Origin of the sequence: Salmonella bongori NCTC 12419 (genome assembly GCF_000252995.1) — a bacterium.
In the GTDB taxonomy this organism is placed as follows: Bacteria; Pseudomonadota; Gammaproteobacteria; order Enterobacterales; family Enterobacteriaceae; genus Salmonella; species Salmonella bongori.
Genome location: NC_015761.1, coordinates 1,342,060 through 1,360,552, shown reverse-complemented (window position 1 = coordinate 1,360,552; position 18,493 = coordinate 1,342,060). Strand labels below are relative to the sequence as shown.

Genomic DNA, 18,493 nt, shown 5'->3' with positions numbered 1-18,493 from the left:
TTATTGCCATCGACCGTCTTGCCAGACCAGTAGCAGGCTCAGCGGTTCAGTCTCGTCGCGTAGTTCAGCGTCCAGATGCAGCATCAGCGTCTGCTGATACGCATCTTTCACGCTGATACTCAGCGTCTTAATTCTCGGTTCACAACGCAGAATCGCCGCGCGTAGCTGACGGCAGTACCCGTCGAGCACCCGCTCATCGCCCACATTGAGACCGTGCCACTCCGGCACGCCCCAGGCGAGCAGCGGTGGTAATTCGTCAGCATCTGCGGGCGCGCGGGAGTTGAAAAGACGAACCAACTCCCGGCGCACCGACTCTCCGGGGCTTATCTCCTCATCCAGCAGTCGGTCAAACAGCGCGACCGGAATGGAGGCTTGCATCGTTAGCTACCTTTATTTATTCATCGCCATATCCCAGAGGGATGAGACGTTGCCCTCTTTCTGCCCCCCCTCCTTCTGCGCGGTGATTTCCCATTTAATTTTGGTGAAATTGAGCGACATCGTTTCGACTGGCTTACCGCCGGAGCCGCCGCTGACGCTCAGATGCGAGATCAATACGTTGGTCAGGGTATAAACGATAAACGGCAGCATTTTGCCATCGTCATTACGGCATAGCGTCAGAGTCCCTTCTTTGATCATTTTGCCGCCACAGCAGTACTCATTAAGCTTCGGCGTGGAAAGATCGACAAATTTGGTCAGCGACATTTCCCCCACATGCGCCCGTCCGGAAGTGCGCTCGGTATTACTGACGTCGTTGGTGACCTGCATCGCCACGTTATGGCTGTAGGACATAATTTCTATCTGATCTTTAAACCCATCGACCTGACATTCACCTTTGATATCGTCGAGCTTTAAAAAAATCGCATCCATGGTTTATCTCCTTATTGATCAGGCGGCGGCCGGCGGCGGCAGTTCAGCGACCAGACGAATCGAGGTGGTCAACTCTTCTAGCTGGAAGTGCGGGCGCAGAAAAACGACGGCACGATAAACGCCCGGTTTGCCCGGCACTTCGCTGACATCAACGCGAGCCTCGCGCAGCGGATAACGCGCTTTGATCTCCTGCGGCGCGCTGTCGGTCAGCAACACATAATCGGCAATCCAGTTATTCAGATAGCTTTCGACCTCATCACGGCTCATAAAACTGCCGACTTTGTCACGCATGATCACCTTCAGATAGTGCGCAAAGCGAGAGGCGGCAAGAATATAAGGCAACATGGCGGAAATACGCGCGTTAGCGTTGGCTTCCGGGGTATTGTAGATTTTCGCCTGATTGGTGGTCTGTCCGCCAAAGAAGGCGGCGGTATTGCTGTTTTTCTTGTGGCACAGGGCGATAAAGCCGAGATCGTTAAGTTCTTTCTCACGCCGGTCGGTAATCGCCACTTCCGTCGGGCAGCGCAGGCTGATGTCACCGGAAGGGGTGGAGAACGTATGCGCTGGCAGATTTTCCACCAGACCGCCCCCTTCCACGCCGCGAATCGCCGCGCACCAGCCATACAGAGCAAAAGCTTCCGTTATCCGCCCCGCCAGCGCCCACGCGGCGTTGCCCCACAGATATTTACTCGCATCCATCCCGTCAACATCTTCGACAAAGTTGACGCCTTCAACCGGTACCGTATCCGGGCCATAAGGCAAACGCTGCAACACATGCGGCAGCACCAGCGATACGTAGCGGGAGTCTTCGCTTTCCCGGAACGCTCGCCACTTCATCAATTCAGCACTCTCAAAAATTTTCGCCAAATCGCGCGGTACGCTCAAATCGGCAAACGATCCCATATCAAATAACCGTGGGCTGGCGGCGGCGATAAAAGGCGCATGGGCCGCCGCTGCGACCTGAGAAATTTTCTCCAGCAACGCCACATCCTGCGGATGACGACCAAACTCAAAATCGCCGACCAGCACGCTATACGGGTTGCCGCCGAAGGTGCCGTATTCATCCTCATACAGCTTCTTAAACAGCGTGCTCTGATCAAATTCGACGGCTTTCTCAAGATCGGTCTGTAGTTCGTTGCGCGAAACGTTCAGCAGACGCAGTTTCAGGCGGGTGCTGGTCTCCGTATTCATCACAAACTGGTGCAGCCCGCGCCATGAGGCTTCCAGTTTCTGCATATCAGGGTGATGCAGCACGTCGTTGAGCTGGGCGCTGATCAGCTCATCAATTTGCGCGATACGATGATTGATCATCGCCACGGTGTCGCTGTCCACCGACATCCCTTCATCCAGGATCTGTGTCGCCAACTCTTCGAGCATATCGCGTGCGTAGGTCTGCTGTAGCTCGTCGCGCGCCATGCGGCCTTCCTGAATGATGCGATCCAGTACGCTCAGCGTAACCGTTTTCCCGCCAGTATCAGCGTGTTCCTGAACATTATCCATTGTTCTTCTCCTGTATGCGGTTACGCGTTTTCGGCCGGACGTTCTGCTGCGGCCGGGCGCAGTGCCTGAAGTTCGGCATTGTCGTTGATGACCTGTTGCAACAACGCGTCCAAATCATCATTACCATCCAGTTTAGTGAGCAGATCGCGCAGGCGCTGCCGCGCCAGAAATAAGCGCTGGAGGGGCTTAACCTGATCGATAATGTTGCGGGGAGAAAAGTCTTCAAAGGTTTTGAAGTTGAGCTCAATATTAAATTTACTGCCATCGTTCGCCAGCCGGTTTTCAACCTGCAGCGCCAGACGGGGCGCTATTGAAGCAAGCACATCATCAAAGTTATCCCGATCGATTTCGACAAAACGGCGCTCTCGTAATTTTTCTGGCGGGGTCGCAGGCTGCCCGGATAAATCCGCCAGTATACCCACCACTAACGGAAGTTCTTTTTTCTCAATCGCCCCGCCGGTTTCCACATCATAGGTGATTTGTACTCGCGGCGGCCTAATACGATTAAGTTTATGCTGAATGCTCTCTGCCATATTCAATCCTTTTTTATCGCAATAGTATTCCTGGTGCATAAATTACTGCACCTCTATTTAAGAACATCTCTTTTGATTCACTACAGGAAATATAAAAAACACATCACCAAATAAATTTCAACTTAACTTTTACTATCCAGCAAAGAAAACAGCGAATTGATTTACATCAAGCAAATTAAAATTTAATTAAATATCAAAAAGTTAATGCAAAGCAATATCAAGGTAAATTATTCATGCGTTTATATTCACAATGTGAATGTGATCTGTTTAACATTTTTATTCCGTTATCCATCATAATGAATGATATAAATCAAAAAACACTTCCTCGCGTTTAATTAACTTCATATCAACAATATAAAAGGATTTTATATGATGAACGGAATATATCATTTTCTGAGGGTTATTTTTTTAAGTTTAATCTGTATCCTGAACAGTGGCTGCTCATTATGGCAAAACCGGGTTGGACTGGATTCGGTCGTCATCGATACCGCACCACACGCTAATGATAACGCCCCTATTGCGGTAGATATTGTTGCTATCGCGGACGCCTCACTTGTGCCTGTTATCCAGACACTGTCCGCCTCGCAATGGTTTAATGCGAAATCCCAATATCTGCATGATTACCCGAACGGGTTGCATATCTGGTCTTTAGAACTGGTACCCGACTCTCACTTTGTCGCTGATGAGAATCCGTTAAAAGGCGCGCAAGCCCAGGCATTATTACTTTTCGCCCGTTACCGCAGTGAAGGGGAACATCGGTTGCGGCTGGATAATATGGATTCGCTGCATCTGCGATTAATGATGGATGACGCTGTTCTGGCGCCCGAACAAGGAAAGTAAGATGAATACAATTCCTGCTATGGTCTGCTGGTACGAAGGAATGGCAATGCTGCCGCAGCACTTTCAACTACAAGCGCTACGCCATGAAATGCTTACAGCAACCCTGGCGCGCTGCGCCAATCCCTGGTTCTGGGGCGTGATGCGGCTGGAAATCGACGAGGCGGCATTATGCGCGGGAACCTTACGCGTTATGCAACTGCAGGCGATAATGCCGGACGGAGTGCCCATCAATTACGATATAAGCCGCGATCCGCCGCTGGAATTCGACTGCGCCAGGCTGTTGCCCGCCTCCCCGGATAGCGAACATACGTTATGGCTGGCGCTGTCGCCCGCCAGCCGCGCCGGACAGTGGCAGCTAATGAATACCCGATATCGCTCGGTAAATAGCGCACCATTACCCGACTTAACCAGCGGCGAATTTCCGCAAAGTGTTCCACTCTGGCAACCGATGCCACACCTGGTGAGCCAGCATGAGCGCGCCGATTTCATCTGTTTGCCGCTGATTCAGGTGGTCTATAGCGAAGGAGGATTTCGCCGCAATGAGTGGTTCGCACCGATGCCTGCGCTGGAGCACGAGAGCTACCCCTGGCGCCACGCCCGACAGATATGCCTTCAGGCCCGGGAGAAAATCCTTTTTCTCAACCGCGAAATCCAGTTGGCCCGGCAGAATCAAAGAACGACAGACGGGCTGTGGTTAACCCTATCGCTGCAAAGTCTTCAGGGCGGTCTTGTGTTTCTTGAATCGTTGCTTAACAGCGGGCACGTACACCCTGTCGATCTTTACCGCGCGCTCTGTTTGTTCGCCGGGCAAACGGCCATCTTAACCCAGGAGAAAACTCTGCCGTTGCTGCCTGAGTTTGATTACCTGGATATGTACGCGGCGTTTACCTCGCTTTTTGCTCTGCTGCGCAATCAACTGGCACATATTCATCGCCGCTGGCAACGCCTTAATTTCAACCGACAGGAAAATAGCTTTACCCTGACGCTACCTGCCGGCATCCGTGCGGGCGATCAGATCATTATCGGCGTATTAATGCCGAACGGCTGTACGATGCCGGCGCAGAGCTGGCTTCAGCAAAGCATTATCGCCAGCCAGCCGTTTTTAGCGGTTTTACGCCGCCAGCGGATGCATGGCATGACCATTTCGCCACTACCGGCAGAGCGGCGTAGCGACTGGGAAATTGATAATAGCATCACGCTGTTTACCCTTACCCTGGTCACTAACTGGTTTGAAAAGGAAACACCGCTGATTATTTCGCCGCTGCATGAGACCGACAGTATACCGGAGCGGATCATGCTTTACCGCCAGGAGGACCATTACGATGCCTGTTAATCCAGATATGCCCGCCTGCCGGTTATTTGACGACATTTTTTCCCGCTGGCTGACCCAATTTGAGCAATGGAAGCGCATCACCCTGCCTCCTGAAGCGCTGCACCAGTTAGCTTTCGACTACAGTAATCAGACTGTCGCCGATTATAGCCGACGCCTGACCCGTGAACTGGGCACGCCCTTTAAGCAGCATATTGATGCCGCGATTTATGCGCTGGTAGCGCTGCTCGATGAAACCGTTCTTTATAGCGACTGGCCTGCACTTAGCTGGTGGCAGGACTGCCCGCTGGAATACCATCTCTGGCAAACTCACAGCGCTGGCGACCAGTTTCCCGCTCATATTCAGGCACTGCTGAATGAACGCAACCCTGCGCAACGCGATCTGGCGGCCCTTTATCTGCGCTGCCTGACGCTGGGCTTTGGTGTCAAACGTGACAACTTCGACGAACAAGCCCATCAGGAGACCTGCCGTTTGCTATGGCATTTTGCTTTTCAGGAAGAGGCGCAAATGTCGGGCATCGCGCAAAAGCTCAATGCCGACTCGCTGGCGTCGCCTTTGCAGCTTCCTCCCCGCCGCCGCCTTCCGGACAATTCCCGTCTGCATCTGATCGCCTTCATTGTGCTACTGACGCTGTTGTTACTAAGCCAACGGCTGTGGCTGAGTATTGAAGATGCCATTGGCGTCAGCACTCTGCCCAACTTTCCAGTGACGCAGTATTGCGAGGGAGATAGATCGTGACGCAACCCTGGCTTACGCTTCTTATTATTGTGTTGGTGCTGTTGGTGGTGACCCTCTGGTGCCTCTGGTGGCAATGGGAATACCGCAATAACACGTTTATCCGCGCACAAAAAGAGATCCAGCACGCCTGCGGCGGCCAGGATCCCTACGATAGTAACCGAATCCTGATGCTGGGCGACGAGGCGGATAACCGCCTGCTGTGCCGCAGCTGGTCGCTCGCCGATGGCGCAGAATACTGGTTCGGGCAGTGGTGGTATAACCAGCAGTGTTCACTGCTTTGTGTGCCGCAAACTCTGCAAATGCCGGGCAAAAAGCGGCTCATCAGACAAAGCGACTGGCAAAAACTGCTGGCGGCGCTGGTAAAAAGCCGCCCCCAGCGTCCTCTGGATGCGATGATTATCACTCTACCGCTTGACGCGTTGCGCGGTGATGACAATAAGCAGGCGCAACTGCTGAATAACTGCCATCAAATCCAGCAGGCATGTGGCTTGAGCCTGCCAGTCTATCTGATAGTAAGCGGTCTGGAAGAGATCGAAGGCACTCAGGATTTACTGACGCTTTTGTCTGATGAGGCCAAACGTAGCCCGATAGGCAGCGCAATTCCGGTCGCCCGGGAGGCTATCTGGAAGTCAGTATGGATTGACGACGCGCTGGCCAACACGCGCCATACCCTGCGCGATGTTATTACAGCGCTGGGCACATTGCATGGACACACGTCAGGCACGCTTTTCAGACTGCCGGAGTTTTTCCCCACTATCGCCACCCCCCTGCATGATTATTTTGATACCTTGCTCAATAGCAGCGCCAGGGACGAACCGCCGTTGCTACGCGGCATCTGGTTTGTCGCCCGCAGCGCTATCGCCGATAAACCACACATGCAGTTTTGCCAGAATTTACTGGAGGGAAAAATCATTGCCGAAAGCGGGCTGGCGCTCCCGGTTCGCCGTCTGCTGCGACTTAATCTGCGGCGCCATTTTATTACGCTTGCCTGCTATAGTTGCGCGGGTATTCTCTGGCTGGTGGCGATGATCTGGAGCTGGCATTACCAGCATACCAATGCCCTGGTGCTACACGATCGCCTGCAATTACTCGCCACTCAAACCGCTCGCGACAGCAACTCTGGCGAACGTACCGCTACGCTCTACTGGCGTATTCTGAACGCGGTGCCACAGTGGCAGTTCCGCTCCATCGTCTGGCCCGGTTCGCTGTTCAGCCGTACCGATAATAAACTGCGTGAAACATTCCAGAATGCAACGCTGGCAAGCCTGTTGGCCCCTGCCGCCAATAGCGTCTGTCTGCAGGATCAAACTCCCCGCGCCGGCGAACTTTCGGGCGAGCATGACGATCTACTGCCTGATGAACGTTACCGGAACATCACCCAGCTTCTCGCCCAGACCAAACAGATGGAGGCCCATTACCTGCCCTTGCTCCAGCTTATGCAGGTAAAACAACCCACTGTCCAGACTTTAGCGGCCATCTCCGCCAGCGTCTGGGGGGTTAATGTCGATACCGACTCGTTACCCTCACGGACCGCGCTAAATGAACTGTTTGCCACTCTCAATATCAACCGTCTGCGCCTGCCGGAAATCAGCGATCTGACGCAGCGCAATAGCGAGCTCTTTTCCCGGGAGACGATGCGCTGGCTGGAACAGCACTATGGCAACACCAGCCTTGACAACAATGAGGAGCAACTGGAGCAGATACTGACGTTGTTCAGTAACGGTACGGCGGTAACGCCGTTTTTTGTCCGCTCGCTGGTGCGCCAGATCAGCCGTTTACAAAGTGCGCTGGCAACAATTAATAATCTCAGCCGCGATGCGGCGCATTCCCCTATCCGCCTACCGCTGGACGATCTGCTGGCGCAGGCTCACTCCCTGAGGCTTATTGATAATAAGGTCGGCCAGGCGTTGCTACGCCATGAGGCGTTACTGCGACAGCGTTTTCTGGCGCAGGTTGACGGCTCGCGACTGCATTTTTCTTCGCTGACCGAACAGTCGCCGGAAGGCGAATTCAGCGTATCTCCAGATATTCTTGCGCTGCAAAAAAGTTTACGCGGCCTGCTTAACCAGCCCTTCTGGCAGCGTGGCACAAACCAGACGCAACCCAATAAATCCGGCTATCCGGGAGAATTACAGTTGCAGCAAGCATTAATGCTGTATAACGGCTACCAGCGTTTCATCCAGCAACTGCCGGACAGCCTGTGGCGGCCCAAATTACTGTCGCTGGCGCAGAATGCGGTCGAAAATGCAATGTTACAGGCGCTCTATGCCGATGCGCCGGAAGCCGTGCAGGAGAACAACATCGACACGTTAAGCGCGGGTCAGGCAATCGACGCCTTAGTTCAACTTAATCGCCCGCAGCGCGCAGTGGCGCTTCGCCAGCAAATTGCGGTACAGATTATCGCCCGTATCCGCCGCGAGGGCAGCGCCCTATTGCCAGCCAACGCGCCACCAGCCGTAAATTATATGACCCCGGAACAGGCACAGGATAGCAGTCAAAGGATGACAAGTTGGGCGAATGCGCAGACGGAGCAAATTTCCGCCACGCTTGCCCGTTACCAGCAGGATATCGCGTGGCTTGACCGGCAGCGGCCATGGCTTAACAGCGAAGACAACCAGCTTATTATGCGCTGGACAAACTCGCTTGGCGCGATGCAACGTCTGCAACAACAAGACCCGACCAGTCCGCCCGCGCGAATGACGGCGCTTGCCGCCATGATACCGACGCTGAATGCGCAGAATTGTCAGAGCGAACTGACGCCGTTTACCGCCTCCGGCAGCAACGATTTTTACAGCCAGTCGCTGAATTCGCTAATCAACGCCTCACAGCAAAAATGCCAGCAGTTACGCCAGCACGAGAGCGCCGGTACGGTACAAGCCATTAGTAACCTCTATAACGTCTGGCTGGCAGGCCATTTTCCGTTTACCACCTTACCTCACGCGCCAGACGCCGATGTTGATCGAGTGCGCGAACTCACGCAACTTCTCGCCACGCTGCCCGCGGACTCCCTCGCCATTCAGCCGCCACTGATCCAGCAGTTGGCGGCTGCACAGCCGCTGCTCGCCGCGCTGCTCTCCCCCGACGGCGTAGTCGTGCGCGTCCACTGGCGCACCCAACGTGATAAAGAAGCAGGAGCGGATCAGATAGTCGACTGGCGTCTTAGCGGCAATCAGCAGTCGATAAGCTACCCTGGCGGCACGAGGGAAGATCTGCACTGGCGAAGCGGCGATAATCTGAGCTTCAGCCTGCGCTGGGCAACTAATTCCGCCTGGCGGCCTTTACCAGGTTCGCCGCAAAGCGTGACGGTGGTGGATGATACCGGACGCTGGCGCTGGCAGGGCGCGTGGTCGCTGTTGCGAATGATAAGCCAACAGCGTCCTGGTGGCGAGTTAGCATTGCCATTATCTCTGCGCTTCAGCCTGCCTACCGGTAACGGCCAGCAGCGGGCCCAGGCCACCGTTTATTTCAACGTCGCGTTACTGGACGCGGAAGGGAAAGCGCCGCTGGCGTGGGTACCGCTTAGCGCAAAAGAATAATCAGGAGAAGATGATGGAAGCTATAGAGACGCTACTGACGCCTGTCAGCCCGGAGCATCCTTGTGGAGAATCGGTACGCTACTCGCCGGAATTCGACCGGCTGGCGGCGGCGCGGCAACAGGATGATGAAACTCTGCCGACCGGCGTCTGGCAAAGCACGCCGCGACGCGCCGATTGGGAAGAGGTCGCCCGGCTGGCCTGCGAGTTAACGCTATCGCGCAGTAAAGATCTGGTGATTATGAGCTGGCTGGGGGAAGCCTGGTTACACCTGCGCGGTCTGGTGGCGCTGCCCGACGCGCTGTCCCTGCTGGCGCTGGCGCTGGAGCGCTACCCGAACGAGCTACATCCACAAATTAAGGATGACGATTACGATTATCGCGCTGCCCCACTCTGCTGGGTAGCGCAGCATTATGCCGCGATGGTTGCTAACGCGCCGCTGTTTACCTGCGAGGAGGAAACCATCTCGCTGGCGCAATGGCAACAGGGAAAACGCCACGATCTCCCTCCCCCTGAAATGCAGGCCAATATTGGTCTGGCCCTAACGGCGAGCCTGAAGTGGCTGCAGCGCCTTACCGATCTTTGCCAGAACTGGCCTGACGCAACTGCCCCCTCTTTCAATGTGCTGGAGCAGAAAATTAAAACCTGTCAACAGGCGCTGGGACATAGCGTCACTGAACGTCCACAGTCGGAAGCCGGAGAAACGCAAATATCTGCGGCGACGAACTCGCCGGCATTCGCCAGCCGTGAAGAGGCCTACCAGATGCTTAAACAGATTGCGGACTACCTGCAGCGTACGGAACCCCATAGTCCGGTGCCTTATCTGCTACATCGCGCCTGTATATGGGGACATACGCCGTTACCAGAGTTACTTAACGAATTGCTCGTCAGCGATGAAGCCGCCCGCCAGCTCTGGCGGCAACTGGGGGTGTTACCATGAGTTGTCCTGCTGTGTGTACAGGCGCAACAATATGTTGCTCCTTTGGCCTCGCACCTTCCGTACTCAATGTATTACCTGCTAACCGCACACTGGTTAGCGGCCTGCCGATGGCCACGATTATGGATAATAAACCGATGGTCAATATTTTGCCGTTTGGTATGTGCAGTAGTATGGCCAACCCCAGCGTTGTCGCGGCCACCGCGGCGGCGCTCGGCGTACTGACTCCCATGCCCTGCATTCCCGCAACTGTCGCCCCCTGGATGCCCGGCTCGCCCACAGCACTGGTTGGCAATATGCCCGCCCTCAATATGCAATCACAATTAATGTGCATGTGGGCTGGCATAATCCAGATTGTCCAACCGGGCCAGATGCAAACAATGGTGTAGCCGTTTTACCGCCTGCTTTATACTGGCGGGTAAAACGCTTTTTTAACGGATTTCACCATGTCGTACTCTATCGGCGAGTTTGCCCGGCTATGCGGTATCAATGCCACCACGCTAAGAGCGTGGCAACGGCGTTATGGTTTGCTGAAACCGCAGCGAACTGACGGCGGGCATCGCCTGTACAGTGATGACGATGTCCAACAAGCGCTGAGCATCCTGGACTGGATGAGAAAAGGCGTGCCCATAAGCCAGGTTAAACCGCTGTTGTCGCGTCCGGCCAGTCACCAGAGCGATAACTGGATAACGCTCCAGGAAACGATGCTTCAACACCTTCATGAAGGGCGAATCGCGGCATTACGCCAGTTAATTTACGACTGCGGGCGCGAATATCCCCGGGCGGAGCTGGTTACCCATGTGCTGCGGCCATTACGCAGCAAGGTGTCAGCGCATCTCCCCGCCATGATGACGCTGCGCGAAGTGCTGGATGGCATCATTATTTCTTACACCGCTTTTTGCCTGGAAGGCGACAGAAAAGCCCCCGGCGACAATGCCTTTATGAGCGGCTGGCATCTCTCGGATCACTGCGAAATCTGGCTGGAAGCGCTAACCCGTACCGGACAGGGATTACGCATCGATGTTCTTCCCACACCGCCAGCCGTACTGGCGCCCGAACTGTTCGCCCGGCAAAAATGGTTTCTGGTCACGACAGGCAAGCTCACCGCCGGACAGAAAAAGCAGCTCGCCCGGTGGCACAACGTTATCGCAGCGCTTGAGGTTATCACGTTATAAGCGCCACGCCCCCTGGCCCCTCGTTTCTGTCTGAGTGATATGTCGATACGTCAAAAAAATTCACACGAAAACTTAGACAAAAAAACAAAGTTGTGTAAGTTTTAAATGAGTGCAGGAGATCATTTTGCGCTATTACAGCGGCAGTCTTCGTGCTTTCAATAGGGGGAAGATCATGAAAAATAAACCGGTGGTCGGCATTAGCGCATGTCTGACAGGTGCCGCAGTACGCTTTGATGGCGGACACAAACGTATGGATTTCGTCATGAATTCTCTGGCGCCGTGGGTGACCTACAAACCGATCTGTCCGGAGGTCGCCATCGGCCTGCCTGTTCCTCGCCCTGCGCTGCGTCTTATCCAGACCACCCGCGGCGACATCCGGATGCGCTATAGTCATGCCCCGCACGATGATGTTACTGAACAGATGAACGCCTTTGCCGATCGGTTTCTACCTACGGCAGGTGAACTGGCAGGGTTTATCGTATGCGCAAAATCCCCCAGTTGCGGAATGGAGCGTGTTCGACTGTATGATGAAAAGGGTAATCGCGGCCATAAAGCCGGCACCGGGCTATTTACCGCCGCGATGATGAATAAATATCCCTGGCTACCGGTGGAGGAAGATGGCCGCCTGCACGATCCGGTACTGCGCGAGAATTTTGTCGAACGCGTCTTCGCGCTAAATGAATTAAATGCGCTACGTGCGCAGGGATTGAGTCGTCACAGTTTGCTCGCGTTTCATAGCCGATACAAACTTCAGCTTCTCGCCCACCACCAGGGCGGTTACCGAGAGATTGGCCCTTTCGTCGCGCGTTTGCACGAGTGGGACGATTTGGAGGCCTTCTTTATCCGCTACCGGGAGAAACTGATGACGATCCTGAGCCACCCCGCTTCCCGTAAAAATCACACCAATGTGCTGATGCATATTCAGGGTTATTTTCACCGCACCCTGAATAGCAGGCAGCGCGCGGAATTACGCGAGGTCATTCTCCGCTACCGGGCCGGCCAATTGCCGATCCTGGCACCGTTAACGCTACTAAAACACTACCTGGCGGAGCATCCGGATGCCTATCTGCGTACACAGAATTATTTTGAGCCGTACCCCGATACGTTAGGGCTGCGGATAGCCATTGCCTGATGCCTCTGCCTATCACTGGTTACGGGTAACCTCAACGCCTCGACCACTAATGAAAACGCCGGCGATGGCTGTTTACGGCTGGGGTAATAAAGATGATAGCCTGCAAAAGGCCGGCACCAGGGCTCGAGTATCCGTATCAATCGCCCTTCCTGAATGTGGTTGCCGAATTCCTCTTCCGGTAAAAACGCGATCCCCAGGCCGGCCAGCGCCGCATCTACAATATGTTCAGAAGTATTAAATATCAGCTGTCCGCTAACCCGAACGTTCAGGTCGCCGCCATCCTCATCGAAATCCCAGACATAGAGCGCGCCAGAGCGTACCATCCGCTGATTAATACACTGATGCTGCGTCAGTTCATGCGGCGTCCGGGGTACCGGAAAACGGGAGAAATAATCCGGCGAAGCTACCGCAGCCATGCGTATTTTGGGTCCGACAGGGACTGCGATCATATCTTTGTCAATGGTATCGCCTAACCGTACGCCAGCATCAAAGCGATCTGCCACGATATCGCGAAAGCCGTGGTTGGCATCAAATTCAATATGAATATCCGGATACTCGCGCAAAAGCGGCGTCAACTTTGGCAATAGAGTGGTACGTAATACGTCAGGCCCACAGGTGATACGAACCGTTCCGGCGGGCTTATCACGTAATGCCGTCAGCATATCCAGTTCAGCCTCTATCTCATCAAAGCGATCGCCGATAGCATTGAGCAATCGCTCACCGGCGGCGGTCGGGGATACGCTACGCGTAGTGCGCGTTAATAACCGAATCTTCATGCGTTCTTCCAGCGCAGAAATCGCCTGACTTAACGCTGGCTGCGTGACGCCTAAACGGGCGGCAGCCCGGGTAAAGCTGCCCTCCCGGGCGACGGTGATAAAAGAGAAAAGATCGTTGAGATTACGCTTCATGGCGCTTCCGATATTAATAAGTAATACTTATAAGCATATTAAGCTTTCATTAGCTAGTAACCCTACGCTCAACGTGTAAAATTTTCATCACCTTATTGATGCTTCTTTTACTCCCCCTGCCCGCTATGGCGGCACAACTCACGTTTTTACCGTGCACCACTCAAACAGGACTTAATACAATGAAAATAAAAGCAATTGGCGCGTACTCCGCGACACAGCCGCTGGAAGCGATGGACATCAACCGCCGTGAGCCTGGACCGCATGATGTGCAAATTGACATTGCTTATTGCGGCGTTTGTCATTCCGACATTCACCAGGTTCGCGCAGAGTGGGCCGGTACGCTCTACCCATGTGTACCGGGTCATGAGATCGTAGGCCGCGTCACTGCCACCGGCACTCACGTCAACGCTTATCAGGTGGGCGATCTGGTGGGTGTAGGTTGTATAGTGGACAGTTGCAAGCAATGCGAAGAATGTCAGGACGGGCTGGAAAATTATTGCGACCAGATGATCGGCACCTACAATTTCCCAACCCCGGATGCACCGGGTCATACGCTGGGCGGTTATTCTCAACAAATTGTGGTACACGAACGTTACGTTTTACGTATCCGCCACCCGCAAGAGCAGCTTGCCGCCGTCGCGCCGCTATTGTGCGCGGGGATCACCACCTGGTCGCCGCTACGCCACTGGCAAGTCGGCCCGGGAAAGAAGGTCGGCATTGTAGGTATTGGCGGATTAGGCCATATGGGAATCAAACTGGCGCACGCGCTGGGCGCGCATGTTGTCGCTTTCACCACTTCGGAATCAAAGCGCGAGGCGGCGAAAACGCTGGGCGCGGATGAGGTAGTGGTGTCCCGCAGCGAAAACGAAATGGCAGCGCATAGTAAAAGTTTTGACTTTATTCTTAATACTGTCGCGGCGCCGCATAATCTGGATGCTTATACCTCTCTGCTGAAACGCGATGGCACCATGACGCTGGTCGGCGCGCCAGCCACGCCGCACGCGTCTCCCGAAGTTTTTAATTTGATCATGAAGCGCCGCTCAATCGCCGGCTCAATGATTGGCGGTATCCCGGAAACCCAGGAGATGCTTGATTTCTGCGCCAAACACGGTATTGTCGCTGACATTGAACTTATCCGTGCCGATCAAATTAACGACGCCTATACACGAATGCTAAAAGGCGATGTCCATTATCGCTTTGTTATTGATACCGCCACGCTAACCGCCTGATCGCCATCTGCAAGCCGTACCATGAAGTACGGCTTTACGCTTGTTATCGGTGGCGGTATGAATCACCCTTGATAGCGAAGCGCATCAATAAGTAGCGCAAACGCTGCCGTATGTTGTTTACGGCTTGGGTAATAGAGATAATAGCCGGGAAACGGTTCGCACCACGCTTCAAGCACTTTGACCAGCTTACCCTCAGCGACCGCCTGCCCGACGGTATCTTCTGGCACAAAAGCCAGCCCCATGCCTGCGCCAGCTGCCGAAATACGAGAGCCAAGGTTATTAAAAATAAGCCGCCCTTCGACACGAACCCGTAGTTCCTGGCCATTTCGGCTGAACTCCCAGGCATATAGCCCCCCTAAGGTCGGCATTCGCATGTTAATACAGTCATGATGTTGCAAATCGTGCGGCGTTGCCGGTACGCCATGCCGGGCAAAATAGTCAGGCGCGCCCACTACCACCATTCGCCAGTCAGGGCCGATCCTGACCGCCACCATATCTTTTGCTATCTGTTCTCCCAGCCTTACCCCGGCGTCATAGCGTCCTTCGACAATGTCCATCAGACGATTATCAATAGACATTTCGACATTAACATCCGGCCAGGACTGCAAAAAAGGCTGCAGCGCTGGCCAGACGGTAGAATGTAACGCATGTTCGCTAAGGGTCAGGCGAATATTTCCCGTCACACGCTGGCGCATCTCTGTTACCGCCAGTAGTTCCGTCTCTATCTCATCAAATCGCGGGCCCACGCCATGAATTAACCGTTCTCCCGCCTCGGTTGGCGCAACACTGCGCGTGGTGCGGGTCAGCAGCCGAATGCCAAGCCGCTCTTCCAGCCCACGAATCGCATGGCTAAGGGCAGATTGCGATACGCCCAGCTTCGCCGCCGCCCGCGTAAAACTTCGCTCCCGCGCAACGACAATGAGATACCAAAGGTCGTTAAAATTATCGCGCAGCATATATTTCTCCAGACCAACCGCCATAGCGCATGGTACAGATTACGCGCGCATTTCAACACGCTTTATCGTCAGGGACTGTCGTTTTTATCCCTCCGACGGCAGATTTTACCCGGCCAGCGCCTTGATCACCGTCTCCATTGCCTGTTTTTCTAACGCGCTACGTTGGATACGTTGATTCGCCAACGCGGTTCTTAACACCCCGGCAATGACAATATGCTTCGGCTCCTGTCCCAGATCGCGCATTTCCAGCACAACTTTACCCACCACTCTGCACATCTCGCGGTACAGTTCATCCTCTTTTGTTGGTTTTCCCATACGGTTTACTCGTCGCCAGCTCAAACCAACAGAATATAACACTCTCGTTAATTAAACAAAATTTGACAAAAATCAAAGAAATAACGCCATTTATTATTCATGAGTTATGCGTTTTTCCATCCGATCCTCTGGCGCAGCCAGTTTTTCAAAGCGTCTGATCAGTTCCGCCAGGCTACTGGCCTGCATTTTTTCCATCACTCTGGCACGATGAACTTCGACGGTACGAACCGCAATATTCATTGCCTGTGCAATTTCACGGTTCATAAGCCCTTTTGCTACCAGACTGGCCAACTCGCGCTCTTTCGGTGTTAATTGTTGATAGCAAAGCATAATGTCACGGCGCGCCACCTCCGCTGATGAAACCGCCAGCGCACGTTCCAGCGCCGCCTGTAGCGGTTTTACCGAGACTGGTTTTTGCAGAAAATCAACGGCGCCGCGTTTCATCTGCTCCACCGCCATCGGCACATCGCCATGTCCGGTAAGAAAAACCACCGCCAGAGTGCTGCCGCACTGGCGCAAGGCGTCATGAACCCCCTGTCCATCCAACCCCGGCATTCGCATATCCAGCAATACCACCCCGGCCTGATACAGGCTGGCCTGCGCCAAAAAATCTGCTCCCTGCGTCCAGCAGGTTACGTTATATCCCAGGCTTTCCAGCAAAAACGCGCACGCGTGAGTGACTGCCGTATCATCATCCAGCAGATGAATTATCGCCATCCTTGCCCCCGTCTTCATGTAAGAAATGTAACGTAACTACTGTGCCCGCCCGCCCATCCGGCGCGGTCTGATTTATCATATTGATATCGCCCCGCCCATACCGTACCAGCCGCTGGCAAATCGCCAGCCCCAGGCCCATTCCCTCTTTACGGGTTGTCATAAACGGCTGGAAAGCATGGCGTAATAGTTCCTCATCAATTCCCCCGGCGTTATCCTGCAAAATAATTCTGACGCCGTTTTTAGTCCGCCCGGCAACCATCCATAAATGAGTGGCGCCAGCCTGAGCCGCATTAAGAATGATATTTGCCAGCACTTGTTCCAACAGCATAGGCGGCAGCGTAACACGCAAAACGTCGCTAACTGTGGTATGCAGAGTCACGAACGGAAATTGTTGCGACATACGCAACAATTTCCAGACGTGATCAATCGCTTCACGAATGGCTATCGCCCCCCACTCTTCCGTCAGCACCGGGTTGCCCTGCGCCTGGCTGACCCAGTGACGCAGATTACGCACCGTGTCTGCGCCGCGTTGCGCCTGCTGATCGATGTGCTCCAGAGCCGGTAGCAAAGGATGTCGTTCATCTTCAACGCGCAGCCGAATCAGGCACCCCTGGGCATAATGTCGAATTGCGGAGAGTGGCTGATTCAGTTCATGGGCAAACCCGGAGGTCATTTCACCCAATACGCTCATTTGCCGGGCAGTTTCCAGCGCACGCTCCTGCTGATGGAGCATCACGCTATGACGTTCAAGTTGTTTTCCACGCCGGCGCACCAGCAGCATGACCCAAATGTAATTGAGCGTGAGCAGCAAAAACGTCAGCGCCACGCCGCCGACCATAAGCTGATGTTGAATCAACCAACTTTTGACGTCCAGCCACAACCGACGCTGCTGCGGATGCTGATGAACCTCATGCAACAGCGCTTCAACCTGGCTGGTCGAGGCGGGCGCCCCCCAGTGAAATGGCGCGACGGCAGGCGCACTGAATAGCGCCCGCGTTACGCGATCCGCCAACGTATCGCTGACGGTGGGCAACGCCGCGAACGACCAGTCAGGGTATAGCGGCGTACTGGTTAAACATGGAAGAGACGTGGGACGTGAAAGCAGCGCGACAAAATCCTTTTTATCAATGACCCCTTCCTGGTCCATATTTTCTAATAAGCATACCGGTACAATTGCCGCCTGTACGGCTTTTTCACGCAGCAAATAGACCAACGCATCGCCAGGAAATCCGGTAAAACGCAGATGGAAATCACGTTCCGGACGTAAACCCGCGTCGCTGAGCGCTTTATAGCCTAATAAATAGCCGCCAAATGCCTGCGCATCAATCGCGCCGACCGTTTTACCGATCAGATCGTGCACCGTGGTAATTCCGCTATCGCGTCGGGTAAGGATCACGCTGCCGATGACGTTGCCAGCTGCTTTCCCACCACGCGTTGAGCGCAAAGAGGCCAGCCAGCGGAGTGGCGCATGGCTATTCAGTTGGACGAACTGCGCCGGGTTGGTTATCACAAACTGCACGGTTCCCCGGTTGACGGCATCCTGCATTTGATGCAAATCCAGCGGCTGGATGTGAAAGGTTTCTCCGGAAAGTTGTTGATTTAACGTCTTTTCCAGAGGCTGCCAGTGGCTTCGCGTAGAGGCCTCGCCGCGCATCGCCAAAATACCAATATTCCACGTCCCTGCCCACGCGTCATGACAAAGTAGCCCTACTGCCGCTAACACCGCCAGGCACCTTACGGTTTTACCTCTCACCCCAATATCCCTGCCAATTATGTTGTTTT

The 18,493-nt window shown here is 54.2% G+C and carries 18 protein-coding genes; 9 read left to right on the top strand and 9 right to left on the bottom strand.

The genetic code is table 11. The features are described from left to right. Genes SBG_RS06445 through tssB form a run of 4 tightly spaced genes read right to left on the bottom strand, consistent with a single transcriptional unit; the run spans position 1 to position 2,900 of the window. On the bottom strand, positions 1 to 378 hold the full coding sequence (locus SBG_RS06445; RefSeq protein ID WP_001148931.1) for a GPW/gp25 family protein: 378 nt from the start codon (positions 376 to 378) through the stop codon (positions 1 to 3). A 12-nt stretch (positions 379 to 390) separates the two neighbouring features. Then, the gene (locus SBG_RS06440) at positions 391 to 867 is read right to left on the bottom strand and encodes an Hcp family type VI secretion system effector (protein WP_000338743.1); all 477 of its coding nucleotides are present in this window, start codon (positions 865 to 867) and stop codon (positions 391 to 393) included. An 18-nt stretch (positions 868 to 885) separates the two neighbouring features. Next, positions 886 to 2,367, bottom strand: a complete 1,482-nt coding sequence (tssC, locus tag SBG_RS06435; protein ID WP_000370974.1) for a type VI secretion system contractile sheath large subunit — start codon at positions 2,365 to 2,367, stop codon at positions 886 to 888. Between the two features lie 20 nt (positions 2,368 to 2,387). Next, a complete protein-coding gene (tssB, locus tag SBG_RS06430) occupies positions 2,388 to 2,900 on the bottom strand; it encodes a type VI secretion system contractile sheath small subunit (RefSeq protein ID WP_024135000.1) in 513 nt (170 codons plus the stop codon). Positions 2,901 to 3,269: 369 nt separating this feature from the next. Between tssB and SBG_RS06425 the strand changes: the two genes are divergently transcribed. The 8 genes from SBG_RS06425 to SBG_RS06390 all read left to right on the top strand — a co-directional run bounded on the left by SBG_RS06425 (position 3,270) and on the right by SBG_RS06390 (position 12,586). Beyond that, positions 3,270 to 3,740 carry a hypothetical protein gene (locus SBG_RS06425; protein WP_000980884.1) on the top strand — a complete coding sequence of 157 codons (471 nt, stop codon included), beginning with the start codon at positions 3,270 to 3,272 and terminating at the stop codon, positions 3,738 to 3,740. A gap of 1 nt (position 3,741) precedes the next feature. Then, the gene (tssK, locus tag SBG_RS06420) at positions 3,742 to 5,073 is read left to right on the top strand and encodes a type VI secretion system baseplate subunit TssK (protein WP_001092370.1); all 1,332 of its coding nucleotides are present in this window, start codon (positions 3,742 to 3,744) and stop codon (positions 5,071 to 5,073) included. Next, a complete protein-coding gene (locus SBG_RS06415; protein WP_001145006.1) occupies positions 5,063 to 5,809 on the top strand; it encodes a DotU family type IV/VI secretion system protein in 747 nt (248 codons plus the stop codon). The genes tssK and SBG_RS06415 overlap by 11 nt, the downstream gene beginning before the upstream one ends. After that, positions 5,806 to 9,345, top strand: a complete 3,540-nt coding sequence (locus SBG_RS06410) for a type VI secretion system protein (protein ID WP_000193577.1) — start codon at positions 5,806 to 5,808, stop codon at positions 9,343 to 9,345. The genes SBG_RS06415 and SBG_RS06410 overlap by 4 nt, the downstream gene beginning before the upstream one ends. Before the next feature lie 10 nt (positions 9,346 to 9,355). After that, positions 9,356 to 10,282, top strand: a complete 927-nt coding sequence (tssA, locus tag SBG_RS06405) for a type VI secretion system protein TssA (RefSeq protein ID WP_015702849.1) — start codon at positions 9,356 to 9,358, stop codon at positions 10,280 to 10,282. Beyond that, positions 10,279 to 10,668, top strand: a complete 390-nt coding sequence (locus SBG_RS06400) for a DUF4280 domain-containing protein (protein ID WP_015702848.1) — start codon at positions 10,279 to 10,281, stop codon at positions 10,666 to 10,668. Before tssA ends, SBG_RS06400 begins: the two co-directional genes overlap by 4 nt. A 57-nt stretch (positions 10,669 to 10,725) precedes the next feature. Beyond that, the gene (locus tag SBG_RS06395) at positions 10,726 to 11,454 is read left to right on the top strand and encodes a MerR family transcriptional regulator (protein WP_000122329.1); all 729 of its coding nucleotides are present in this window, start codon (positions 10,726 to 10,728) and stop codon (positions 11,452 to 11,454) included. A 172-nt stretch (positions 11,455 to 11,626) separates the two neighbouring features. Continuing rightward, the gene (locus tag SBG_RS06390) at positions 11,627 to 12,586 is read left to right on the top strand and encodes a YbgA family protein (protein ID WP_000792043.1); all 960 of its coding nucleotides are present in this window, start codon (positions 11,627 to 11,629) and stop codon (positions 12,584 to 12,586) included. Here the strand turns inward: SBG_RS06390 and SBG_RS06385 are convergent. Then, complete coding sequence (locus SBG_RS06385; protein WP_000828063.1) at positions 12,535 to 13,494, bottom strand: LysR family transcriptional regulator; 960 nt, start codon at positions 13,492 to 13,494, stop codon at positions 12,535 to 12,537. The genes SBG_RS06390 and SBG_RS06385 overlap by 52 nt on opposite strands. Before the next feature lie 179 nt (positions 13,495 to 13,673). On the opposite strand from SBG_RS06385, the gene SBG_RS06380 reads away from it, so the two are divergent. Continuing rightward, positions 13,674 to 14,723 carry an NAD(P)-dependent alcohol dehydrogenase gene (locus SBG_RS06380; RefSeq protein WP_000692602.1) on the top strand — a complete coding sequence of 350 codons (1,050 nt, stop codon included), beginning with the start codon at positions 13,674 to 13,676 and terminating at the stop codon, positions 14,721 to 14,723. A gap of 62 nt (positions 14,724 to 14,785) precedes the next feature. On the opposite strand, the gene SBG_RS06375 is transcribed toward SBG_RS06380, so the two are convergent. From SBG_RS06375 to ttrS, 4 genes are all read right to left on the bottom strand, one after another. Beyond that, the gene (locus tag SBG_RS06375; RefSeq protein WP_000942976.1) at positions 14,786 to 15,679 is read right to left on the bottom strand and encodes a LysR family transcriptional regulator; all 894 of its coding nucleotides are present in this window, start codon (positions 15,677 to 15,679) and stop codon (positions 14,786 to 14,788) included. Between the two features lie 105 nt (positions 15,680 to 15,784). After that, complete coding sequence (fumD, locus tag SBG_RS06370) at positions 15,785 to 15,994, bottom strand: fumarate hydratase FumD (RefSeq protein WP_000517887.1); 210 nt, start codon at positions 15,992 to 15,994, stop codon at positions 15,785 to 15,787. A 93-nt stretch (positions 15,995 to 16,087) separates the two neighbouring features. Then, positions 16,088 to 16,711 (bottom strand): tetrathionate respiration response regulator TtrR, encoded by a 624-nt coding sequence (gene ttrR, locus SBG_RS06365; protein WP_000974597.1) that lies wholly within the window; start codon positions 16,709 to 16,711, stop codon positions 16,088 to 16,090. Beyond that, positions 16,686 to 18,464 (bottom strand): tetrathionate respiration histidine kinase TtrS, encoded by a 1,779-nt coding sequence (gene ttrS / locus SBG_RS06360; protein ID WP_001214399.1) that lies wholly within the window; start codon positions 18,462 to 18,464, stop codon positions 16,686 to 16,688. Before ttrS ends, ttrR begins: the two co-directional genes overlap by 26 nt. Between the last annotated feature and the right edge of the window lie 29 nt (positions 18,465 to 18,493).